The organism is Streptomyces sp. NBC_00829 (genome assembly GCF_045161795.1).
Taxonomy (GTDB): domain Bacteria; phylum Actinomycetota; class Actinomycetes; order Streptomycetales; family Streptomycetaceae; genus Streptomyces.
In genome coordinates this window covers 4,774,102-4,793,689 of sequence record NZ_CP108867.1, presented here as the reverse complement: position 1 = coordinate 4,793,689, position 19,588 = coordinate 4,774,102, and the positions used below count along the sequence as shown (strand labels likewise).

Annotated in this window: 16 protein-coding genes; 4 read left to right on the top strand and 12 right to left on the bottom strand. The window is 70.9% G+C overall.

What is annotated here, in order from left to right; all coding sequences use genetic code 11:
- From OG293_RS21175 to rsmI, 12 genes are all read right to left on the bottom strand, one after another.
- On the bottom strand, positions 1 to 129 hold the full coding sequence (locus OG293_RS21175; protein ID WP_406000353.1) for a hypothetical protein: 129 nt from the start codon (positions 127 to 129) through the stop codon (positions 1 to 3).
- 106 nt (positions 130 to 235) lie between these two features.
- On the bottom strand, positions 236 to 967 hold the full coding sequence (locus OG293_RS21170) for a LuxR C-terminal-related transcriptional regulator (RefSeq protein ID WP_406000352.1): 732 nt from the start codon (positions 965 to 967) through the stop codon (positions 236 to 238).
- Positions 968 to 1,176: 209 nt separating this feature from the next.
- Positions 1,177 to 2,985, bottom strand: coding sequence for a PQQ-binding-like beta-propeller repeat protein (locus OG293_RS21165; protein ID WP_406000351.1), 1,809 nt, complete (start codon positions 2,983 to 2,985; stop codon positions 1,177 to 1,179).
- Positions 2,986 to 3,045: 60 nt separating this feature from the next.
- On the bottom strand, positions 3,046 to 4,872 hold the full coding sequence (locus OG293_RS21160) for a PQQ-binding-like beta-propeller repeat protein (protein ID WP_406000350.1): 1,827 nt from the start codon (positions 4,870 to 4,872) through the stop codon (positions 3,046 to 3,048).
- A gap of 230 nt (positions 4,873 to 5,102) precedes the next feature.
- Positions 5,103 to 6,908: an ABC-F family ATP-binding cassette domain-containing protein gene (locus OG293_RS21155; protein ID WP_406000349.1), complete on the bottom strand. Its 1,806-nt coding sequence runs from the start codon at positions 6,906 to 6,908 to the stop codon at positions 5,103 to 5,105.
- Positions 6,909 to 6,974: 66 nt separating this feature from the next.
- The gene (locus OG293_RS21150) at positions 6,975 to 8,288 is read right to left on the bottom strand and encodes an acyltransferase (RefSeq protein WP_406000348.1); all 1,314 of its coding nucleotides are present in this window, start codon (positions 8,286 to 8,288) and stop codon (positions 6,975 to 6,977) included.
- 173 nt (positions 8,289 to 8,461) lie between these two features.
- Positions 8,462 to 9,355, bottom strand: a complete 894-nt coding sequence (locus OG293_RS21145) for a 4-(cytidine 5'-diphospho)-2-C-methyl-D-erythritol kinase (protein ID WP_406000347.1) — start codon at positions 9,353 to 9,355, stop codon at positions 8,462 to 8,464.
- Complete coding sequence (rsmA, locus tag OG293_RS21140; protein WP_406000346.1) at positions 9,352 to 10,212, bottom strand: 16S rRNA (adenine(1518)-N(6)/adenine(1519)-N(6))-dimethyltransferase RsmA; 861 nt, start codon at positions 10,210 to 10,212, stop codon at positions 9,352 to 9,354. Before rsmA ends, OG293_RS21145 begins: the two co-directional genes overlap by 4 nt.
- On the bottom strand, positions 10,209 to 11,606 hold the full coding sequence (locus OG293_RS21135; RefSeq protein ID WP_406003662.1) for a ubiquitin-like domain-containing protein: 1,398 nt from the start codon (positions 11,604 to 11,606) through the stop codon (positions 10,209 to 10,211). The genes rsmA and OG293_RS21135 overlap by 4 nt, the downstream gene beginning before the upstream one ends.
- A gap of 244 nt (positions 11,607 to 11,850) precedes the next feature.
- On the bottom strand, positions 11,851 to 12,720 hold the full coding sequence (locus OG293_RS21130; RefSeq protein ID WP_406000345.1) for a TatD family hydrolase: 870 nt from the start codon (positions 12,718 to 12,720) through the stop codon (positions 11,851 to 11,853).
- Between the two features lie 33 nt (positions 12,721 to 12,753).
- Complete coding sequence (locus OG293_RS21125) at positions 12,754 to 13,173, bottom strand: hypothetical protein (protein ID WP_406000344.1); 420 nt, start codon at positions 13,171 to 13,173, stop codon at positions 12,754 to 12,756.
- A 128-nt stretch (positions 13,174 to 13,301) separates the two neighbouring features.
- Positions 13,302 to 14,189: a 16S rRNA (cytidine(1402)-2'-O)-methyltransferase gene (rsmI, locus tag OG293_RS21120; RefSeq protein WP_406000343.1), complete on the bottom strand. Its 888-nt coding sequence runs from the start codon at positions 14,187 to 14,189 to the stop codon at positions 13,302 to 13,304.
- Positions 14,190 to 14,242: 53 nt separating this feature from the next.
- Here rsmI and OG293_RS21115 point away from each other — a divergent pair, with 53 nt between their 5' ends.
- The 4 genes from OG293_RS21115 (at position 14,243) to OG293_RS21100 (ending at position 19,571) form a co-directional block, all read left to right on the top strand.
- Complete coding sequence (locus OG293_RS21115) at positions 14,243 to 15,964, top strand: dolichyl-phosphate-mannose--protein mannosyltransferase (protein ID WP_406000342.1); 1,722 nt, start codon at positions 14,243 to 14,245, stop codon at positions 15,962 to 15,964.
- A gap of 551 nt (positions 15,965 to 16,515) precedes the next feature.
- Positions 16,516 to 18,162: a penicillin-binding transpeptidase domain-containing protein gene (locus tag OG293_RS21110; protein WP_406003661.1), complete on the top strand. Its 1,647-nt coding sequence runs from the start codon at positions 16,516 to 16,518 to the stop codon at positions 18,160 to 18,162.
- A gap of 72 nt (positions 18,163 to 18,234) precedes the next feature.
- Positions 18,235 to 18,723: a YbaK/EbsC family protein gene (locus tag OG293_RS21105; protein WP_406000341.1), complete on the top strand. Its 489-nt coding sequence runs from the start codon at positions 18,235 to 18,237 to the stop codon at positions 18,721 to 18,723.
- Positions 18,720 to 19,571: an EamA family transporter gene (locus OG293_RS21100; protein ID WP_406000340.1), complete on the top strand. Its 852-nt coding sequence runs from the start codon at positions 18,720 to 18,722 to the stop codon at positions 19,569 to 19,571. Before OG293_RS21105 ends, OG293_RS21100 begins: the two co-directional genes overlap by 4 nt.
- Positions 19,572 to 19,588 lie beyond the last annotated feature (17 nt).

The following is a 19,588-nucleotide window of genomic DNA, read 5'->3' as shown; positions in this document are numbered from 1 at the left end:
TCACACAGCGAAGCGGATACCCGGGCATTCCTGGCCGAAGGACTCTGGCCGTACGTACATCGCGTCACGGCAGAGCGCGACGACCATCGCGTCACGGCAGAGCGCGACGACGCCGGCGCCACGGGCCACACGGCGTGCCGAGGCCGGCCCAGAGGCCGATGTTGATCCCCGCTCCTCTGCCTTCCACGGCCGCGACAGCACCCTTGGGCGGCCCCGGCCGTCCAGGGAGTGACGGCTACGGGGCAGGCGGTCCGGCAGGGGCCCGCGGCCCCGGGGGCTGCCCCGGCGGTCCGGGCGGCGAGGCGATCGCGGCGCGGTCCAGCAGCCCCGTGCGCGCCGCCAGCGCCGCCGCCTCCAGCCGCGAGCCGACGCCCAGCTTCATCAGCACCCGCTGGACATGCGTACGGGCCGTGCTCGGGGCGATCCCCATGCCCGCCGCGATCAGCCGGGTGTCCTCGCCCTCCGCGACCCGGACCAGTACCTCGACCTCGCGCGGGGTGAGCAGCTGAAGCAGCCGCTGGCCCTCGTCGTCGGGCTGCGCGGCCGGGTTGAGCAGTTCGGCGAACGCGCCCTGGAGCAAGGCCGGAGCGACCACTGCCTCGCCCGCGCGCGCCTTGACCATGGCGCGTTCCACGCCCTCGATGCGCTCGTCGTGGCGTACATACCCGCAGGCGCCGGCCGCGAAGGCCGCGGCGATCCCGCGCGGGCTGGGCACCGGGCCGAGCACCACCACGGCCACCTGTGGACGCTCCCGTTTGATCGTGACGATCGGGTCGAAGGCTCCCGGCTCGGCGGGAGTCGCGGTGCCCATCAGGCACACCTCGGGCGCTCTGCTGACCACCAGTTCCGCCGCGCCCGCCGCAGGAGCGGCGGCGGCGAGCACCCGGTGCCCCCGCAGTTTCAAGGCCGAGGCGAGTGCCTCGGCGAGCAGTCGGTGATCATCGACCACCACGAGCCGCACGCCCATCGAGTAACCCCCATCCCCGCGAGCTGGCCCCCCGGCCCTTCTGCCCCGGCAAGCTACACGCTTGTTCGAGATCGCGCGCCCCCAACGTGGCAGAAGCCCCCCAGAGTGCCGAATTCTTCGCCAAACAGGGCTACTTATGACCGTGGCCCGGCACATCGGAGATCCAATGTGCCGGGCCATGATCACTTCGCGCCGTGCGGCGCCGGGAGTCAGTCGGCCGTGCTGAAGGCGACAGCCAGGTACTTCTTCCCGAACGACGAGGAGGACGACGACGGCTTGCTCATCAGCACCGCACCGAGGTACAACCGGCCATTCGCATAGCGGTACTCGGCGTAGTCCGAGCTGTAGCTGGTCTCCGCGTCCCGCACCGCCTTGTCGGCCGGGTTCTCCAGCAGCACCGTCTGCTTGAAGGTGCTGCCGTCGATGCTCACGATCTGGCCGCCCTTGTCGTAGGGGGGCTCCTTGTACGCGAGAATGTTGCCGCCGTCCATGCGGACCGGGAACATCGTGTACCGGTCGCCCGCGTCCGCACGGTCGCTGGTCGGCTTTCCGGTGGCGAGGTCGTAGGAGACGATCTCGTTGGTGTCTCCGTACTCCCCCGACCCCTCGTGGTCGGCGGTCGGCAGATAGAGCTTCCCGTTGCCCACGAGTACCTTCTGGCACTGCTCGACCTCGGTGGAGCCGCACCTGGCCTGGAACTTGTCGCCCGTCGCGGAGATCTTGGCCTTCAGCGCGCCGGTCTTGTCGTCGAGCGAGAAGAAGTCCGAGATGCCGCCCGAGCCGGTGTCACCGACGTCGGCGGCGACGACCAGCGGCTTGGTGGAGACGATGCTCGCGTAGCCGACTCCGGCGGGGAGCTTGTACGAGAAGGCCGGGGTGCCGTTGTCCGGGTTCAGACCCTGGATGATGACCTGCGGGTTGTCGTACGAACCGCACCTGCGGGCGGCGACGAGCGCCGGGCCGCCGCCGTACCCCATGTCGTAGCAGCCCTCGCCGTTGACGGTGGGCTTCCAGCGCACCGCGCCGCTGTTGAGGTCGAACGCCGCGCCGCCGTCGGTGCCGCCGGCGGCGACCGTGGTGCCGCTCTGGGTGACCTCCGTGAACCGGGCCTTCTCGTCGCCGGACCGGTTGCCGGTGACGGACTTGCTCCACACCAGCTTGCCGGTGTTCAGGTCGACGACGCCGACCTCGGTGCACGGCGCGTAGTTCTTCGGCGCGGCCCGCTTGACGGCCTCGAAGGCGATCGCGGCCTTGTTGTCCTCGGAGAGATGGCGGGAAGCCGCGCAGATCTGGCCGGGGAGCGGGAGGGTCCACAGCGGGGTGCCCTTGGCGACGTCGTAGCCGGTGAGCGAGTTCACGCCGGGCTTGACGTACGCCTTGTCCGTGAGCCAGGAGCCCTTGACGCTGGTGGTGTCGGTGCGCGCGGGCTCCGGCAGCTGGAAGGCCACCTTGGAGCGGGTGTTGGCGGGTGCCTTCTCCTTGCCGGGGCCGTCGGCGGCCTTACCGCCGTCGCCGCCGCCGGTGGAGCCCTTCGTCCCGCCGTCCGCGCTGTTCCTGGACTCGTCCTTCGTGCCGCCGCCGTCCTTGGAGGCGAACCAGATGCCTCCGCCGATGATCAGCACCACGGCGAGGGACGCCGCGACGATGATCTGCGTCTGTGCGCTCAGCTTCTTGCCGCCGCCGTTGCCGCCCGGCTGGGGAGGCATGTACTGCGGCTGCATGGGCTGCGTCGGGTAGCCGTAGCCCGGCTGGACCGGCTGCTGGCCGGGCGGCGTCTGCGGGTAGCCGTAGCCGGGCACCTGGCCGGGGGCCTGACCCGGCGTCTGCGGGTAGCCGTAGCCGGGCTGTCCCGGCGGCGGGCCCTGCGGCGGCTGGGCGGGCGGCGGCGTCTGCGGATAACCGTACGAAGGGCCCTGCGGGGGCGGCGTCGGAGCTCCGAACCCGCCCGGCGGCGGGTCCTGGGGCGCGCCGAAGCCGCCCTGCGGGGGCTGGTTCGGCGGCGGGGGCGGCTGCGTCATGGCGTGCTTACCTCGAAAGGATGCGGGAGAAGGACAGGCGGACGGAGGGCTCGGACGCGGTCACTTGCCGAAGGCCATCATGGTCTTCGTCTCCTTCTCCTCCGCGTCGTTGCTCGCGCTGACGCGACCGCTGGCGAGGAAGAACCGCCCGTCCACGTAGACCTGCTTGGCGGAGTAGAAGGAGCTCTCGATCTCGGCGGTCGAGGTCGGGTGCTGGAGCAGCACCTTGGGCGCGCCGCCCGTCGGAGCGATCGTGGCGACCGCGCCGCCGGAGTCGTACGAGGCGTTCAAGTAGACGAGCACGTTCCCGCCCTCCATGCGCAGCGGCGACATCTTGCGCTTGCCGCCGGCGGACGAACGCCACTTCTCCTTGCCGGTGTCGAGGCTGAACGCGACGACCTCGTTGGCGGTGCCGTAGGCGGTCTCGGTCGCCATGTAGAAGGTCGAGGCGTCGGCGGCCACACCGGTGCAGCCTTCGAGGTTCTCGCCGAAGACCACGAACGCTCCGCCGCAGCGGGGCTGGAACTTGTCCTTGCCGCCGACGATCTGCGAGCGCGGCCTGCCGGTGTCGGTCAGGGCCACGATCGACCACTTCTTGGGCTCACGCTGGGTCAGCGAGACGACCGGCGGGCTGGTCGAGTAGACCTTGTCGATCTCCCAGCCGACGGGGGCGTTGTAGGTCCACTTGACCTTGCCGGTGGCCGGATCGACCTGCGACAGCTGCTGCTTGGGCTTGTTGTAGTCCGACGTCGGGCAGCTCGATGCCGCCAGCAGCTTGGGGCCGCCGGCGAACGCGAACGGCTTGCAGCCTTGCGTGGGCCCCTTGAACAGCTGATGCCCGTCGGTCATCGAGAAGCCGTACGAGTTGCCACTACCGCCCGCCGCAAGCGTGTTGCCGCTGATGGAGAGGGTGAAGTCGGAGAGCGAGCCGAAGAGGGCGGTGGACTTGGGGATCGTCGTCTTCCAGCCCGCCTTGCCGGTCTTCAGATCGATCATCTGGAGGTCGACGCACTTGGCCTTCTCGGTGAGGCCGTCCTTGACCCCGATGACGATCTTGCCGTCGGTGGAGGTCTGCGTGGCCGCCGAGCACACCTCGGCCGGCAGCGTCACGGTCCACTTCTTCGCGCCATCGGCCACGGAGTACCCGACGACCTGCTTGTACATCGCCTTGACGACGGTGTCGCCGGCGGCCCACGGGCCGAACGCCTCGGCGCCGTTGCGCGGCAGGTCGATGTCGTTCTTCGTCAGGAACAGCACCTTCGCCTCGCCCGGCTTGCGCCCGGCGTTGAGGTCGTCGTCCGCCGGGCGGCCGTCACCGCTGCCGTCGCCCTGGTCGACGGACTCGGACCCGGAGGGCTTGGGGTCCTCGCTCTTGCTGACGGTCGGCTTGTCGTCCTTGCCGTCGCCGCTGAGTGCGAGATAGGTGCCGCCGCCGATCACCAGCAGTCCGGCCACGGACGCGGCGACGATGATGCCGGTCCGGCTCGTGAAGAAGTTGCCGCCACCGCCGGAGGGCGGGGTGGGCACGCCCGGATAGTGCGGCTGGCCCGGATACCCGCCGTAGGGGCCGGGCTGCTGGCCGTACGGCCCCGGCTGCTGGCCGTAGGGGCCGGGCTGCTGCTGGTACGGGCCTGGCTGCTGGTACGGGCCGGGCTGGCCCGGGGCCTGCTGCGGGTAGCCGTAACCGGGCTGCGTGGGCGGCTGCTGCGGGTAGCCGTAACCGGGGGCAGGTCCTCCGGCCGGGGGCGTGGGCGGCATCTGCGGCGGCGGCCCCTGCGGGGCTGGCGGCGTCTGCGGCGGCTGAGCGGGCGGCTGCGGAACCTGCTGCTGAGGATCCTGAGGAGCTCCGAAGCCCCCCGGCTCTTGCTGGCTTGGCGGCTGTGTCATCAGCGCTTCCCCCTTCGTCACGGTCCGCTGCCCGGCCGGACTCCCCCGCTATTCCGGCGAGCACTTGACCCGGAAAGGAGCGTTTTCGGACATGGATGCCGCTATATCAAGTCATTCGAGCGGGGCTTCTTTCTACCACTCAAGGCCACTCGAACGAGGGGCCGGTCCGCCCCTGTTCCCAAGGGAGGACCGGCCCGTAATGCGGTCGTTACGCGCTCTGCACGGGTTCTCTACGCCTCTTCGGCGAGCTCCAGCCAGCGCATTTCCAACTCGTCCCGCTCACCGATCAGTTCACGCAATTCCGCGTCCAGTTTGGCCACTTTCTCGAAATCCGTGGCATTGTCGGCGATTTGGGCGTGCAGGCTGGTCTCCCGGTCGGACATCTTGTTCAGCTGTCGCTCGATCCGCTGAAGTTCCTTCTTCGCCGCGCGGGCGTCGCCCGAGGACTTCTCCCTGCCGGCCGGAGCGGCGGAGGGGGCGACCGAGGGGACGGCGGACTCGATCATCCGCTGCCTGCGCTCCAGATACTCCTCGATACCTCGCGGCAGCATCCGCAGCGTGGCGTCGCCCAGCAGCGCGAACGTCCGGTCCGTCGTCCGCTCGATGAAGAACCGGTCGTGGGAGATGACGACCATCGAGCCCGGCCAGCCGTCGAGCAGGTCCTCCAGCTGGGTCAGCGTCTCGATGTCGAGGTCGTTGGTGGGCTCGTCGAGGAAGAGGACGTTCGGCTCGTCCATCAGCAGGCGCAGGATCTGGAGCCTGCGCCGCTCACCACCGGACAGATCGCCGACGGGCGTCCACTGCTTGTCCTTGCCGAAGCCGAACTGCTCGCACAGCTGACCCGCCGTCATCTCCCGGCCCTTGCCGAGGTCGACACGGTCCCGTACCCGCTGGACGGCCTCCAGCACACGCAGATTCGGGTCGAGTTCGGCGACCTCCTGCGAGAGGTACGCCAGCTTCACGGTCCGGCCGACGGTGATCCGCCCGGCCGCGGGCTGGGTCTCGCCCTGGGTGCGGGCGGCCTCGTCGAGCGCGCGCAGCAGCGAGGTCTTGCCCGCGCCGTTCACCCCGACCAGACCGATCCGGTCGCCGGGGCCCAGCTGCCAGGTCAGATGCTTCAGCAGCACCTTGGGCCCGGCGTGGACGCTCACGTCCTCCAGGTCGAACACCGTCTTGCCGAGCCGGGCGTTGGCGAACTTCATCAGCTCGCTCGTGTCGCGCGGCGGCGGCACGTCGGCGATCAACTCGTTGGCGGCCTCGATGCGGTAGCGCGGCTTGGACGTACGGGCGGGGGCGCCGCGCCGCAGCCAGGCCAGCTCCTTGCGCATCAGGTTCTGCCGCTTGGCCTCCTCGGTGGCGGCGATGCGTTCGCGCTCGGCGCGCGCGAAGACGTAGTCGCTGTAGCCGCCCTCGTACTCGAACACCGAGCCGCGCTGGACGTCCCACATCCGGGTGCAGACCTGGTCGAGGAACCAGCGGTCGTGGGTGACGCAGACGAGCGCGGAACGGCGGGCCTGCAGATGCTTCGCCAGCCAGGCGATGCCCTCCACGTCGAGGTGGTTGGTGGGCTCGTCGAGGACGATCAGGTCCTGGTCGGCGATGAGGAGCTTGGCCAGCGCGATCCGGCGGCGCTCACCGCCGGAGAGCGGACCGATCACCGTGTCGAGGCCCTGCTCGAAGCCGGGCAGGTGCAGATCGCCGAAGAGTCCGGTGAGGATGTCACGGATGCGCGCGTTGCCGGCCCACTCGTGGTCGGCCATGTCGCCGATGACCTCGTGCCGGACGGTCGCGGCCGGGTCGAGGGAGTCGTGCTGGGTGAGCACGCCGAGCCGCAGGCCGCCGCTCTGGGTGACCCGGCCGGTGTCGGGCTCCTCCAGCTTGGCGAGCATACGGATGAGGGTGGTCTTGCCGTCGCCGTTGCGGCCGACGACGCCGATGCGGTCCCCTTCGGAGACGCCGAGGGAGACTCCGTCGAGCAGGGCACGTGTTCCGTACACCTTGCTGACTGCCTCGACATTGACCAGGTTGACGGCCATTTCACTCCTGTACAGGGGGATGGATCGACGTCCCAGCCTAGTCGCCGCGAGACATGCGGCGGCCCACTAGGATGCGGCGCTGCCGCGGCCTGCGCGTTCGACCAGCAGCCAGCCCGCTAGTGCCATGGCCACGGCGGCGGGTGCCGTGACGCGTACGGCGACGAGCATCGCCGTCCTGCCCTCCAGCATGCCGCCGAAACCGACCATGGACAGCCCGAGGACGCCGAAGAGACAGAGGGCGATGCCGAGGGCTGCCACCGGGCCGGAGCCGGTGGCGGGGGCCGCCTTCACCGGGCGTTCGACGCCGCGGAACGCCGCGACCAGCACCGCGGTGAGAGCACCGGCCACGATCATCCGCGGCGGAACCTCCGCCCACCAGGCGGCCGAGGCGGGCTCGGGCATCGGCAGGCCGAGGCAGAGCATCGCTCCGTACACGCCGAGCATGGCCGTCAGGTGCCACAGGAACGCGGTCATGGCGATGCCGTTCGCTGCGACGACGGCACGCCAGACCGCGGCCTTCTGCACCAGGCGGGTGCCGGGGACCCGGAGCAGTTCCACCGCGCCGACGAGCCACAGTCCGTGGCAGAGCAGGGCGAGGGTGGGCGGGGCCATGTTGGAAACCTTCTCGCCGGGCATCCCCACCATGCTCAGGGGGTACGGCCCGAGTGCGACGAGCGCGACGGCGCCGCCCAGCCCGGCGGCGGCGAGGGCAGCCGGAATCCGTATGCGGCCGTCCGCACGCAGGAAGCCGAGCTGGTGGACGGCGAGCCAGACGAAGGCGAAGTTCAGGAACTCCACGAAGGGCACGTGCACGGCGAACCGCGCCACGTCGACGAGGACCGCCCCGGCGACGAGAAGGCCGAACGCCCCCCAGCCGTAGCGCTCGTGGAGCCTCAGCAGCGGCGGCGTGAAGGCGACCATCGCGAGATAGATCCCGATGAACCAGAGCGGCTGCGCGACGAGCCGCAGGGCGACGCCGGTCAGCCCGCCGTCCCCGCCGAGCAGTTGCACGATCAGCGCGGCGACGCCCCAGACGAGGATGAAGACCATGGTGGGCCGCAGCAGCCGCTGGAGACGGGCGCGCAGGAAGGCGGAGTAGACGGAGCCCTCGGGCTGCCTGCGGCGCAGCGAGCGGTAGGAGAGGGCGTGAGAGAAGCCGCCGACGAAGAAGAAGACGGGCATGATCTGCAGCGCCCAGGTGAGGACTTGGAGCTCCGGCACGACGGCGAGCAGATTGCCGACCTGACCGTCCCCGCTGACGACGGCCATCAGCCAGTGTCCGAGGACGACCGTCCCGAGGGACGCGACCCTCAGCAGGTCGACGTATCTGTCGCGGGTGCCCGGTGTGGCGGCGGCGAGGTCACGAACACTTGATCCCATGGAGGTACGGTGCCGCGCGGCGCGGCCGGGCGTGAGCGCTCACGTACTCAGGCGGGTCTGAGTACCTGCCGGAGTGCGCCCTGCGGGAAGCGCCGCCCGAGCCGTGCGGGAAACGGCCGTGCGGGAAGCTGCCGTGCGCGATACCCGCAACCGGCCGGCCTGCCCGAGCGCGGCTACAGGACCGTCGCGCCCGCCGCCGGAGACGCGGCCACCCGCGCCGCGCGGCAGGTACCCGAGGAGTGCAGCGCCTCGGCCACCGAGTGCGCCGACTCCTCGTCCTTCGTCAGGAACGCCGTCGTGGGACCCGAGCCCGAAACCAGGGACGCCAGTGCTCCGGCCGTCATCCCCGCCCCCAGGGTGTCGGCCAGCACGGGCCGCAGGGAGAGCGCGGCGGGCTGGAGGTCGTTGACCAGCGCACCCGCGAGCGCTGTCGCGTCTCCGGTGCGCAGGGCGTCGAGCAGGGCGGGGGACGCGGCGGGGGCCGGGACCTCGACGCCCTCGGTCAGCCGGTCGAACTCGCCGTAGACCGCGGGTGTCGACAGGCCGCCGTCCGCGACGGCGAAGACCCAGTGGAAGCCACCGTCGACCTCCAGCTCGGTCAGGCGTTCGCCGCGGCCGGTTCCCAGCGCGGCGCCGCCCACCAGGCTGAAGGGGACGTCACTGCCCAACTGGGCGCAGATGGAGAGGAGTTCGGAGCGGGACGAGCGAAGGCCCCACAGCGCGTCGCACGCCAGCAGGGCGCCCGCGCCGTCCGCGCTGCCGCCCGCCATGCCGCCGGCCACCGGGATGTCCTTGGCGATGTGGATGTGCACGTCGGGGGAGATGCCGTGCCGAGCCGCGAGGAGTTCCGCGGCCCGTGCCGCCAGGTTCGTACGGTCCAGCGGCACCTGCGAGGCGTCCGGGCCCTCGCACGTGATCGTCAGCGAGGGGGCCTGACTCACCGTCACCTCGTCGTACAGGGACACCGCGAGGAAGACGTTGGCCAGGTCGTGGAATCCGTCGGGGCGGGCGCCGCCCACCGCCAGCTGGACATTGACCTTGGCCGGGACTCGCACCGTGACGCTCACGCCTTGGCCTCCGCGATCCGTGCGAACTCCTCCACCGTCAGTGCCTCGCCCCGTGCCTGCGGGGAGATCCCGGCCGCGACGAGCGCCGCCTCTGCGGCGGCCGGCGACCCGGCCCAGCCCGCCAGAGCGGCCCGCAGCGTCTTGCGCCGCTGCGCGAACGCCGCGTCGACGACGGCGAAGACCTCCGTCTTGGTGGCCGTCGTCTCGATCGGCTTCGTCCGGCGCACCAGCGAGACCAGCCCCGAGTCCACGTTGGGGGCGGGCCAGAAGACGTTCCGGCCGATCGATCCCGCGCGCTTCACCTCGGCGTACCAGTTCGCCTTCACCGAGGGCACGCCGTACACCTTGTTGCCGGGAGCAGCGGCCAGCCGGTCGGCGACCTCGGCCTGGACCATCACGAGCGTCCGCTCGATCGTCGGGAAACGGTCCAGCATGTGCAGCAGCACGGGCACGGCCACGTTGTACGGAAGGTTCGCGACCAGCGCCGTCGGCTCCGGGCCCGGCAGCTCCTGGACGGTCATCGCGTCGGAGTGGACCAGAGAGAAGCGCCTCACGCGTTCCGGCATCCGGGCCAGGATCGTCGAGGGCAGCGCGCCCGCGAGCACATCGTCGATCTCGACGGCCACGACCCGGTCCGCCGCCTCCAGCAGCGCGAGGGTCAGTGACCCGAGGCCTGGGCCGACCTCGACGACCACATCGTCCTCGCGCACCCCGGCCGTGCGCACGATCCTGCGGACCGTATTGGCGTCGATGACGAAGTTCTGGCCGCGCTGCTTGGTGGGGCGTACGCCCAGCGCTGCGGCCAGTTCACGGATGTCGGCGGGGCCGAGGAGTGCGTCGGGCTCTGTGGTGCTCACCGATACAGCCTACGGCCGCAGTGCGGCCACGGACTCGCCCCCCGTTTCACGAAGAGCTTCTTCGCCCGGAACGTCTGCTCGGCGGCGGATGCGTCCTGGGGCCGCCCGGTGCCCCCGAGGGCGTGCCAGGTGCCGGTGTCGAACTGGTACAGCCCCCCGTAGTTGCCCGACGGATCGACCGCGTCGGGCCGGCCGCCGGACTCGCAGCGCGCGAGGGCGCTCCAGTTCAGCCCGTTAGCGCCCTGTACGGAGCGCGGCAGCGGCTTGGTGCCCACCTTCACCTGCTGGGTGACCGGCTCCCGCACGATCTCCTGCGCGATCTTCCTCGGCTTCTCCTTGACGCCGTTGACCGTGCGCAGCCCGTAGGTGACCCGGAGCGCGCCGGGTCTGCCCTGCCGGACGACGACCTCGGTGCCGGCGAAGAGTTCGGGGTCGCGCGTCTTCTCGGTCGCGAAGAAGATGGGTTCCTCGCGCACCTCCCGGGTGCCGGTGATCCGCATGACGGTGACGGTCTGGCCGTCGCGGGGGAAGGTCCCGGGCGGCGCGGAGGTGGTGTCCTGGCCGCGCAGGGCGATCCCGGCCTCGCCGAGCGCCTCGCGCACGGTCGCCGCGTTCGTGCGGATGGTGCGCTCGCGGCCGTCGGCCATGAAGGTCACGGTCCGCTCGGTCCGCACGTCCAGGGCGAGTCCCCCGCGGGAGATCGCCAGGGAGCGGGAGACGGACAGATAGGCGCCCTCGGCCCGTACTCCGAGCTGGCGCAGGGCTTCCTCGACGGTGCGGGCGGTGGTCCACACCTGGCGGCGCTGCCCGTCCAGGGTGAGCATGACGGGCCTTCCGTAGCGGACGACGATGTCGTCCCCGGTGATGAGGGCGGAGCCGGGGGCGGGGGCGACGATGTCGTGGGTGCTGACGTCGAGCCCTTCGTCCTCCAGGAGCTCCTGCACGTCGTCGGCGAAGGTGTGCATGGTGCGCGGTACGCCGTCGACGGTGAGGCGCACGGCCTTGTCGCTGGCGACGAAGGCGGAGGTACCGCCGGCCAGGAAGGCGACGACGAGGGCCTGCGGGATGAGCCTGCGCAAGGCGTCGGGCCTGTCGCCGGTCCTGCGGCGGCGGGAGCCGCGGCGGGTCCCGCCGCGGCTCCCGGCCTCGGCGGGCGCTCCCTCGTCCTCGGGGGCCGGGCCCTGGCGCGGCAGCGAGGCCACGGTCGGGGTGTAGGCGGTGTACATGGTCTGCGTCGGCGCGTGGCTCCCGTGGGCGCCGGAGACCAGGGTGCGCGCCTCGTACACCGGGGTGTACGTCTCGTACGCGGGCGCGGGCGCTTCGCCCGGCTCGCCCGGAGCGTACGGCAGGGCTTCCGGCCCGTACGCCCCGTGGACGTCACAGGACTCGCGCATCTCGTACGGCCCATGTGTCCCGTAGGGCGGCTGGAGCGTTTCGTACGGCTCCGCCGCCCCTGGGGCCGCGTGGCGACTGCCACGCGTGGCACGGTGACTGCCCTGCGCATTACTCACGACGCTCCGTAAGGTCCGGTCCCGCAACTCTTGACCTTGCGGGCCGGGACGATAGCGGAGCGACGGTCACTCTCCAAAGCGATTCGACTACACTGTGTCGCCGCGCTACTCTATGCGCCGTTATCGCTCAGTAATCAAAGGCGCGCGCCGTGTTGTCGGAGATCGCCGCGGCCAGGGTGTCCTCATCGAGCCCCTTCACCGCCGCCATCGCGCGCAGCGTGACCGGAACGAGATACGGCGCGTTGGGCCGTCCGCGGTACGGCACGGGTGTGAGGAACGGCGCGTCGGTCTCGACCAGGACGAGTTCTCGCGGGGCGACGGCGAGCGCGTCGCGCAGCGGCTGGGCGTTCTTGAACGTCACATTGCCCGCGAAGGACATGAAGTAGCCCGCGGAAGCGCACACTTCGGCCATGTCCGCGTCACCGGAATAGCAGTGGAAGACGGTCCGTTCGGGAGCGCCCTCCTCGGCGAGAATCCGCAGCACATCGGCGTGCGCATCGCGATCGTGGATCACCAGTGCTTTCCCGTGGCGTTTGGCGATCTCGATATGTGCACGGAAGGAGCGCTCCTGGGCGGCGGCTCCGTCGGGTCCCGTACGGAAGTAGTCCAGGCCGGTCTCACCGACGGCTTTCACCTGGCCGAGGGCGGCGAGCTTGTCGATCTCGGCGAGCGCGTCGTCGAGAGCACTGTCACCGCCGCCCTCGCGGGCCCCCTGCCGTGACCATCCGTCCGGGTCACCCAGGACGATCCGGGGCGCTTCGTTGGGGTGCAGCGCGACCGCGGCATGCACGCTGTCGTGCGCCGCGGCCGTCTCCGCCGCCCAGCTCGAGCCCTTGATGTCGCAGCCGACCTGCACGACGGTGGTCACTCCGACCGCCGCGGCCCTGGCCAGCGCCTCCTCGACCGTGCCCTCCTGCATGTCCAGGTGGGTGTGCGAATCGGCGACCGGCACCCCGAGAGGCTCGGGCAACGGCGGTGGGGCTGACTTGGAACTCATGGGCGCGATCCTACGAGGCGCGCGCCCCCGGCCTCACTTGCGGTGGAAGGGGTGCAGGAGATCGGAGAGGTGCCAGTGGTGAGGTTCGCCGCTCGCTGACTCCCCCGGCTGTCCGGCCGGTGCCGGCTCTCCCGGCGTGTCCGGCTGCGCGGCCTCCGGCGGCCCCGCGGACGCCACCGGCTTCTTCGCGGACTCCGTCATCATCAGATCGCGTACCGACGAGACCTGGCCCGCCCGCATGATCCTCACGACATGCCCGCCGCAGTTCAGACAGGTCGGGCTCGAGAGCGGAGAAGGCACCCGCTGTCCGCCGGCCTTGTAGACAACGAATTCCTGGCCCGAGCTGTCGACGTGGTGCTCTATTTCGTACGACTGCTCCCAACCGTGCCCGCAGCGCATGCAGGCGAAGGCGTAAGCCTCGTGGGCCTTGGCGGTGCCTGTGATCTCACTCATGCCAGCTCCTCTCCACTGGTCCAGTGGACGCCCGTTCCGGCGGGAGCGCATCAGCGCCTGTCGATTAATGGAGTGGTCTTTGGTCTTCCCATGCAGAAAGGGTCAGGACACGGTCTGCGCTTTGCCTTTCACGATAGTCCTTTACCGTCCGAGGGAGCCTGGCGATCCACATTCTTTGCCGCGACGACGGCATCGAACACCTCCCGCTTGGGCAGTCCCGCTTCGGCGGCCACCGCGGCGATCGCCTCCTTGCGCCGCTCCCCCGCCTCCTCCCGCACCCGCACCCTGCGCACCAGCTCGGCGGGGTCGAGCTCGCCGGGTCCGGTCTCCGGCGCGCCCTCGACGACGACGGTGATCTCACCGCGCACGCCCTCGGCGGCCCAGGCCGCCAGCTCGCCGACACCGCCGCGCTTGACCTCTTCGTACGTCTTGGTCAGCTCACGGCACACGGCGGCCCGGCGCTCCGCGCCGAAGACCTCGGCCATGGCGGCGAGAGTGTCGTCGAGCCGGTGCGGGGCCTCGAAATAGACCAGGGTCCGCCGCTCGTCCGCGACCTCGCGGAGCCTGCCGAGGCGCTCGCCCGCCTTGCGCGGCAGAAAGCCCTCGAAGCAGAAACGGTCCACGGGCAGCCCGGACAGGGCGAGCGCGGTCAGCACGGCGGACGGGCCGGGCACGGCCGTGACCTTGATGTCCTTCTCGACGGCGGCGGCGACCAGTCGGTAGCCGGGGTCGGAGACGGACGGCATCCCGGCGTCGGTGACCAGGAGCACCCGCGCCCCGCTCTCCAGCGCCTCGACGAGCTCCGGCGTACGGGCCGATTCGTTGCCCTCGAAGTACGAGACGACACGTCCCGAGGTGTGGATGCCCAGGGCGCGGGTCAGACCGCGCAGCCGCCGGGTGTCCTCCGCGGCGACGATATCGGCGCTCTCCAACTCCGCGGCGAGCCGGGGCGGCGCGTCCCCGACATCCCCGATGGGCGTCCCTGCGAGTACCAGCGTTCCTGTCACAGACGCCATCCTCGCAGGACCGGACGCACGACTCGCACAGTCGCGTTCCCTACGATGGCGCGGTGACCAGTACCGCGCCACAGACCCTGCAGGGCAAGGACACCGATCCGCAGCCGCCCGGCTGGCAGCAGCGGCTGCGCAGATTCGGCTACGCGCCCCGGCACGTGATCGGGCTGCGCGAACGTCTGGTGCCCGAGTACACCCGCCCGTCCGAGCGGCTGTGGCCGGTGTTCGGCATCCCGCCGACGGTGGCGAACCCGCTGCTGCGCTGGGCGGCCTGGGGCGGCCCGCTGCTGGTGGCGCTGGTCGCCGGCGTGGTGCGGTTCTGGAATCTCGGCAAGCCGGATGCGGTGATATTCGACGAGACGTACTACGCCAAGGACGCCTGGGCGCTGATCAACCAGGGGTACGAGGGCAGCTGGCCCAAGGACATCGACAAGGCGATCCTGGCCAACCCGGACGCGGTGACGGTCCCGTCCAGTCCCGGCTATGTGGTGCATCCGCCGGTGGGCAAGTGGATCATCGGCCTCGGTGAGCACTTCTTCGGGTTCACGCCCTTCGGCTGGCGCTTCATGGTCTTTGTGCTCGGCACGCTGTCGGTGCTGATGCTCTGCCGGATCGGCCGCAGGCTGTTCCGCTCGACGTTCCTGGGCTGCCTGGCGGGCACGCTGCTGGCGGTGGACGGCCTGCACTTCGTGATGAGCCGCACCGCGCTGCTCGACCAGGTGCTGATGTTCTTCGTACTGGCCGCGTTCGGGGCGCTGCTCATCGACCGCGACCGGGCACGCAGAAGGCTCGCGGCGGCGCTGCCGACGGACGAGGACGGGGTCCTGCGCCCGGATGCGACGGTCGCCGAGACCCTGCGCCTGGGCTGGCGTCCCTGGCGTCTGACGGCGGGTCTGATGCTGGGCCTGGCGGCGGGCACCAAGTGGAACGGCCTGTATGTGATGGTCGCGTTCTGCCTGCTGACGGTCCTGTGGGACGTGGGCGCCCGCCGTACGGCGGGCGCGGTGCGCCCGTACAAGGCGGTGCTCACGAAGGACACGGTGCCGGCGTTCGTCTCGACGGTGCCGGTCGCGATCGTCACGTACATCGCGTCCTGGACGGGCTGGATCGTCACCGACAGGGGCTACTTCAGGGACTGGGCCGCCAAGGACGGCGCGGGCGGGAACTGGACCTGGCTGCCGGACTGGCTGCGCAGCCTGTGGCACTACGAGAACGAGGTCTACGACTTCCACGTCCACCTCACATCCGGCCACACGTACCAGTCGAACCCGTGGAGCTGGATCGTGCTCGGCCGCCCGGTCTCGTACTTCTACGAGGACCCCAAGGCGGGCGTCGACGGCTGCCCGACGGACGCGGCGGACAAGTGCGCCCGCGAGGTCCTGGCACTGGGCACTCCGCTCCTGTGGTGGGCGGCCTGCTTCGCCATCTGCTACATCCTGTGGCGCTGGCTCTTCCGCCGCGACTGGCGCGCGGGCGCGATCGCCTGCGCCATCGCCGCGGGCTGGGTGCCCTGGTTCTTCTACCAGGAGCGCACGATCTTCCTGTTCTACGCGGTGGTGTTCGTGCCGTTCCTGTGTCTGGCGGTCGCCATGATGATCGGCGCGATCCTGGGCCCACCGGGCTCGGACGAACGCCGGCGGGCGATCGGCGCGATCGGCGCGGGTGTGCTGGTACTGCTGATCATCTGGAACTTCATCTACTTCTATCCGCTGTACACGGGGACATCGATCCCGATGGACGAATGGCGGAACAGGATGTGGCTGGACAGCTGGGTCTAGCAGTAACGACGGCGGCTCCGACGCCCGCGGGCGTCGGAGCCGTCGTGGTCGTTGTCGGTCGCTGGAGGGCGTCATCGGCTGTCCCTGGACGGCCCAGAGACGGCCCAGACCGTTGGACGTCCGAGTCGACCGGAACGTCGATGGTGCACCGGATGGACCGATCCGTTGAGAAGCCTGTACACGTCCAGAGCAGCACCGGCTCGCCTTGCAGGGCCGGCTGTGCCGGCGGGCGGTTGCGGAGTCAGTTCCCGGCGGCGTGCGTCACCTCGCGGGACTCCACCGCCAGGAGCCCGTTCTGCTGCTCTCCGCGCGCGACGCGGACCGCCTGGCACCGTGCGTCGCCGCCTGGTTGGAGCGCGATCCGGAAGCAGGGAAATGCCCCGCCTGCCGCATGTCCGCACACCGCACCACCGCCGTGCCCGGCTGCCCTCCGCCCGATCGTCGCAGTCCGGTAACTCCCAACTCCCCTGCCTCTCCTGTCCCGTAGAGTGCAGGCGATGCCGTCCTTGAACACGTTCAAGGACGGTCTCCTGGGGGAGGGGATCGCAGCGATGCGAAGTGGAGCCAAAGTCGCCGTCGTCGGTGGCGTATTCCTGGTGGTGGCCGGTGGTGTGGGCTACGGCGGCTACCACCTGTACAGCGGGCTGACCGGGGGCGACGGCGGCGGGAACGACAACACGTCCGCCGCCGGGACCCGGAAGTCCGGGCCGCCCGGTGCCGACGAGGTCGAGCGGACCGCGAAGGACTTCCTGGCCGCGTGGGCCGGGGGGAACGCCGCCGAGGCAGCGCAGTTGACCAACAACGCCGCCGAGGCCCGGCCGCTGCTCGCCGGGTATCGCGACCAGGCGCAGGTGTCCGCCGCCGTGATCACACCCGGCACGGCCGTCGGCGCGAAGGTGCCGTTCACCGTCAGGGCGACCGTGACGTTCGAGGGGCAGAGCAAGCCCTGGTCGTACGCCTCCGAGCTGACCGTCGTGCGTGGCCTGACCACCGGCAAGGCGCTCGTCGACTGGGCGCCCGCCGTGGTGCACCCCAAGCTGACGAAGGACACCTCGCTCAAGACCGACCGGGCATCCGCTCCGCCGATCAAGGCCGTGGACCATCAGGGGCGTGAGCTGACGAAGGAGAAGTACCCCTCGCTCGGCCCGGTCCTCGACTCGCTGCGCAAGAAGTACGGCGAGAAGGCGGGCGGGACCGCCGGAGTCGAGCTCGTCGTGTCGTCCACCAACCGGGCCACGCCCGACCAGACCCTGCTGACCCTGACCAAGGGCAAGGAGGGCACGCTGCGGACCACGCTGGACGCGGAGGTGCAGGCCGCCGCCGAGAAGGCCGTGAAGCAGTTCGGTCAGGCGTCCGTCGTCGCCGTGAAGCCGAGCACCGGCGAGATCCGCGCGGTGGCCAACAGCCCGGCGGGCGGCTTCAACACGGCCGTTCAGGGGGCGCAGGCGCCCGGCTCCACGATGAAGATCGTGACCACGACCATGATGATGGACAACGGTGTCGTCGGCGGGGCGGGCTCGAAGGTGGAGTGCCCGCCCGACGTCTCCTGGAAGGGCGTCACCTTCCACAATCTCGACCGTTTCGAGATCAGGAACGGCACGCTCCAGCAGAGCTTCAGCCGCTCCTGCAACACCGCCTTCATCAAGGCGGTCAAGCCGCTCGACGACCGTGACATCGCCGACCGGGCGCTCGGCGACACGGCCCGCAAGTACTTCGGCATCGGCCTCGACTGGCAGACCGGCATCGTCACCGTCGACGGCAACGTGCCCGAGTCCTCCGGCGCGGAGACCGCCGCCTCCTACATCGGGCAGGGCAAGGTCACGATGAACGCGCTCAACATGGCGTCCATCACCGCCACCGCCAAGAACGGCGGGTTCCACCAGCCGGTGATCGTCCCGCAGTCGCTGGACAACCGTGAACTGGCCACCGCGCAGCGGCTTCCGGCCTCGATCGCCCAGGCGCTGCGCCAGATGATGCGCGCCACCGCGCAGAGCGGCACAGGAGCGGCCGCCATGTCCGGTGTCGGCGGTGACAAGGGCGCCAAGACGGGATCGGCGGAGGTCGACGGGCAGGGCAAGTCCAACAGCTGGTTCACCGGGTACGCGGACGATCTGGCCGCTGCCGCGGTCGTCCAGTCCGGCGGACACGGGGGCGACGCGGCCGGTCCGGTGGTCGCCCAGGTGCTGCGCGCCCGCTGACCCGGGCGCGTGCCCCCGGTCACGCGGATACCCGGTCGCTTGGCCCGTACAGCTACCGCTAGCGTGCAGGGCATGAGCACGCACGAGTCGGACGCCCATCCCCGTTTCGCCGAGGCGTTGAGGGAACTGGGTCTCAAGGTCCCGGTACGCCGCTTCCCGGACGCCACACGCACCGCCGCCGAGGCCGCCGCCGCGATCGGCTGCGACGTCAGCGAGATCGTCAAGTCACTGGTCTTCGAGGCCGACGGAGTGCCGGTGCTGGTGCTCATGGACGGCTCATCGCGCGTCGACGTCGAGCGCGTCCGGCAGGAGCTGGGCGCCGGGAAGGTCAGCCGCGCGAACGCGGATCTCGTGCGGGAGACGACCGGTTACGCGATCGGCGGCGTACCGCCCTTCGGGCACGTCACCCGCACCCGGGTGCTGGCCGACCGCGGGCTGCTCGACCACGCCGTGGTGTGGGCCGCGGCCGGAACCCCGCACGCGGTCTTCCCGCTCGACCCCAGGGCACTGATCGCGCACGCGGGCGGCACGCTGGTGGACGTCCGCGAGCGCACCGCGTGACACCTCTCGTCGCCGCGGCCGTCCTGATGGCCGCGGTCACGCACGCCAGTTGGAACGCCATCGCGGCCAGCATCGAGGACCAGCTGGTCGCCTTCACCCTGATCGCCGGCGGCGGCACGGTTATCGGCGCGGTCATGGCCTGCTTCTCGCCGCTGCCCGAGGCCGCGGCCTGGCCGTATCTGATCGCCTCCGCGCTGCTGCACATCGGCTATCAGGCGCTTCTGATGCGGTCGTTCAGCCTCGGCGACTTCGGCCAGATGTATCCCATCGCGCGGGGCACGGCTCCGCTCGTGGTGACCGTGCTCGCGGCCGTGTTCGTCGGCGAGAACCTGGGCGGCTGGCAGCTGGCGGGCGTGGCGATCGCCTCGGCGGGCCTGATGGGCGTGGCGCTGTGGGGATTCAGGGGCTCGGGCACGCGTCCGCACTGGCCGGCCCTGCTGGCCGCGCTGGCGACCGGTCTGTCCATCGCCGCGTACACCGTCGTGGACGGAGTCGGCGTCCGCTCTTCGGGCACACCGCTCGGCTACATCGCCTGGCTGATGATCCTGGAGGGCACGCTGATCCCGGCGTACACGCTCTACGTCCACCGGGGCGGCCTGCCGGCCCGGTTGCGGCCGTACGCGGTGCGTGGGCTGCTCGGCGCGGCCATGTCGATCGCCGCGTACGGGCTGGTGCTGTGGGCGCAGACCCGGGCGCCGCTGGCACCGGTCGCGGCACTGCGCGAGTCGTCGATCATCGTCGGCGCGGCGATCGGGGCGCTGTTGTTCAAGGAGCGGTTCGGGGGACCGAGGATCGCGGCGGCGGGGCTGATGGTGGTGGGCATCGGGCTGATGCTCCGGGCGGGCTGAGCGCTGCGTCGGCGCAG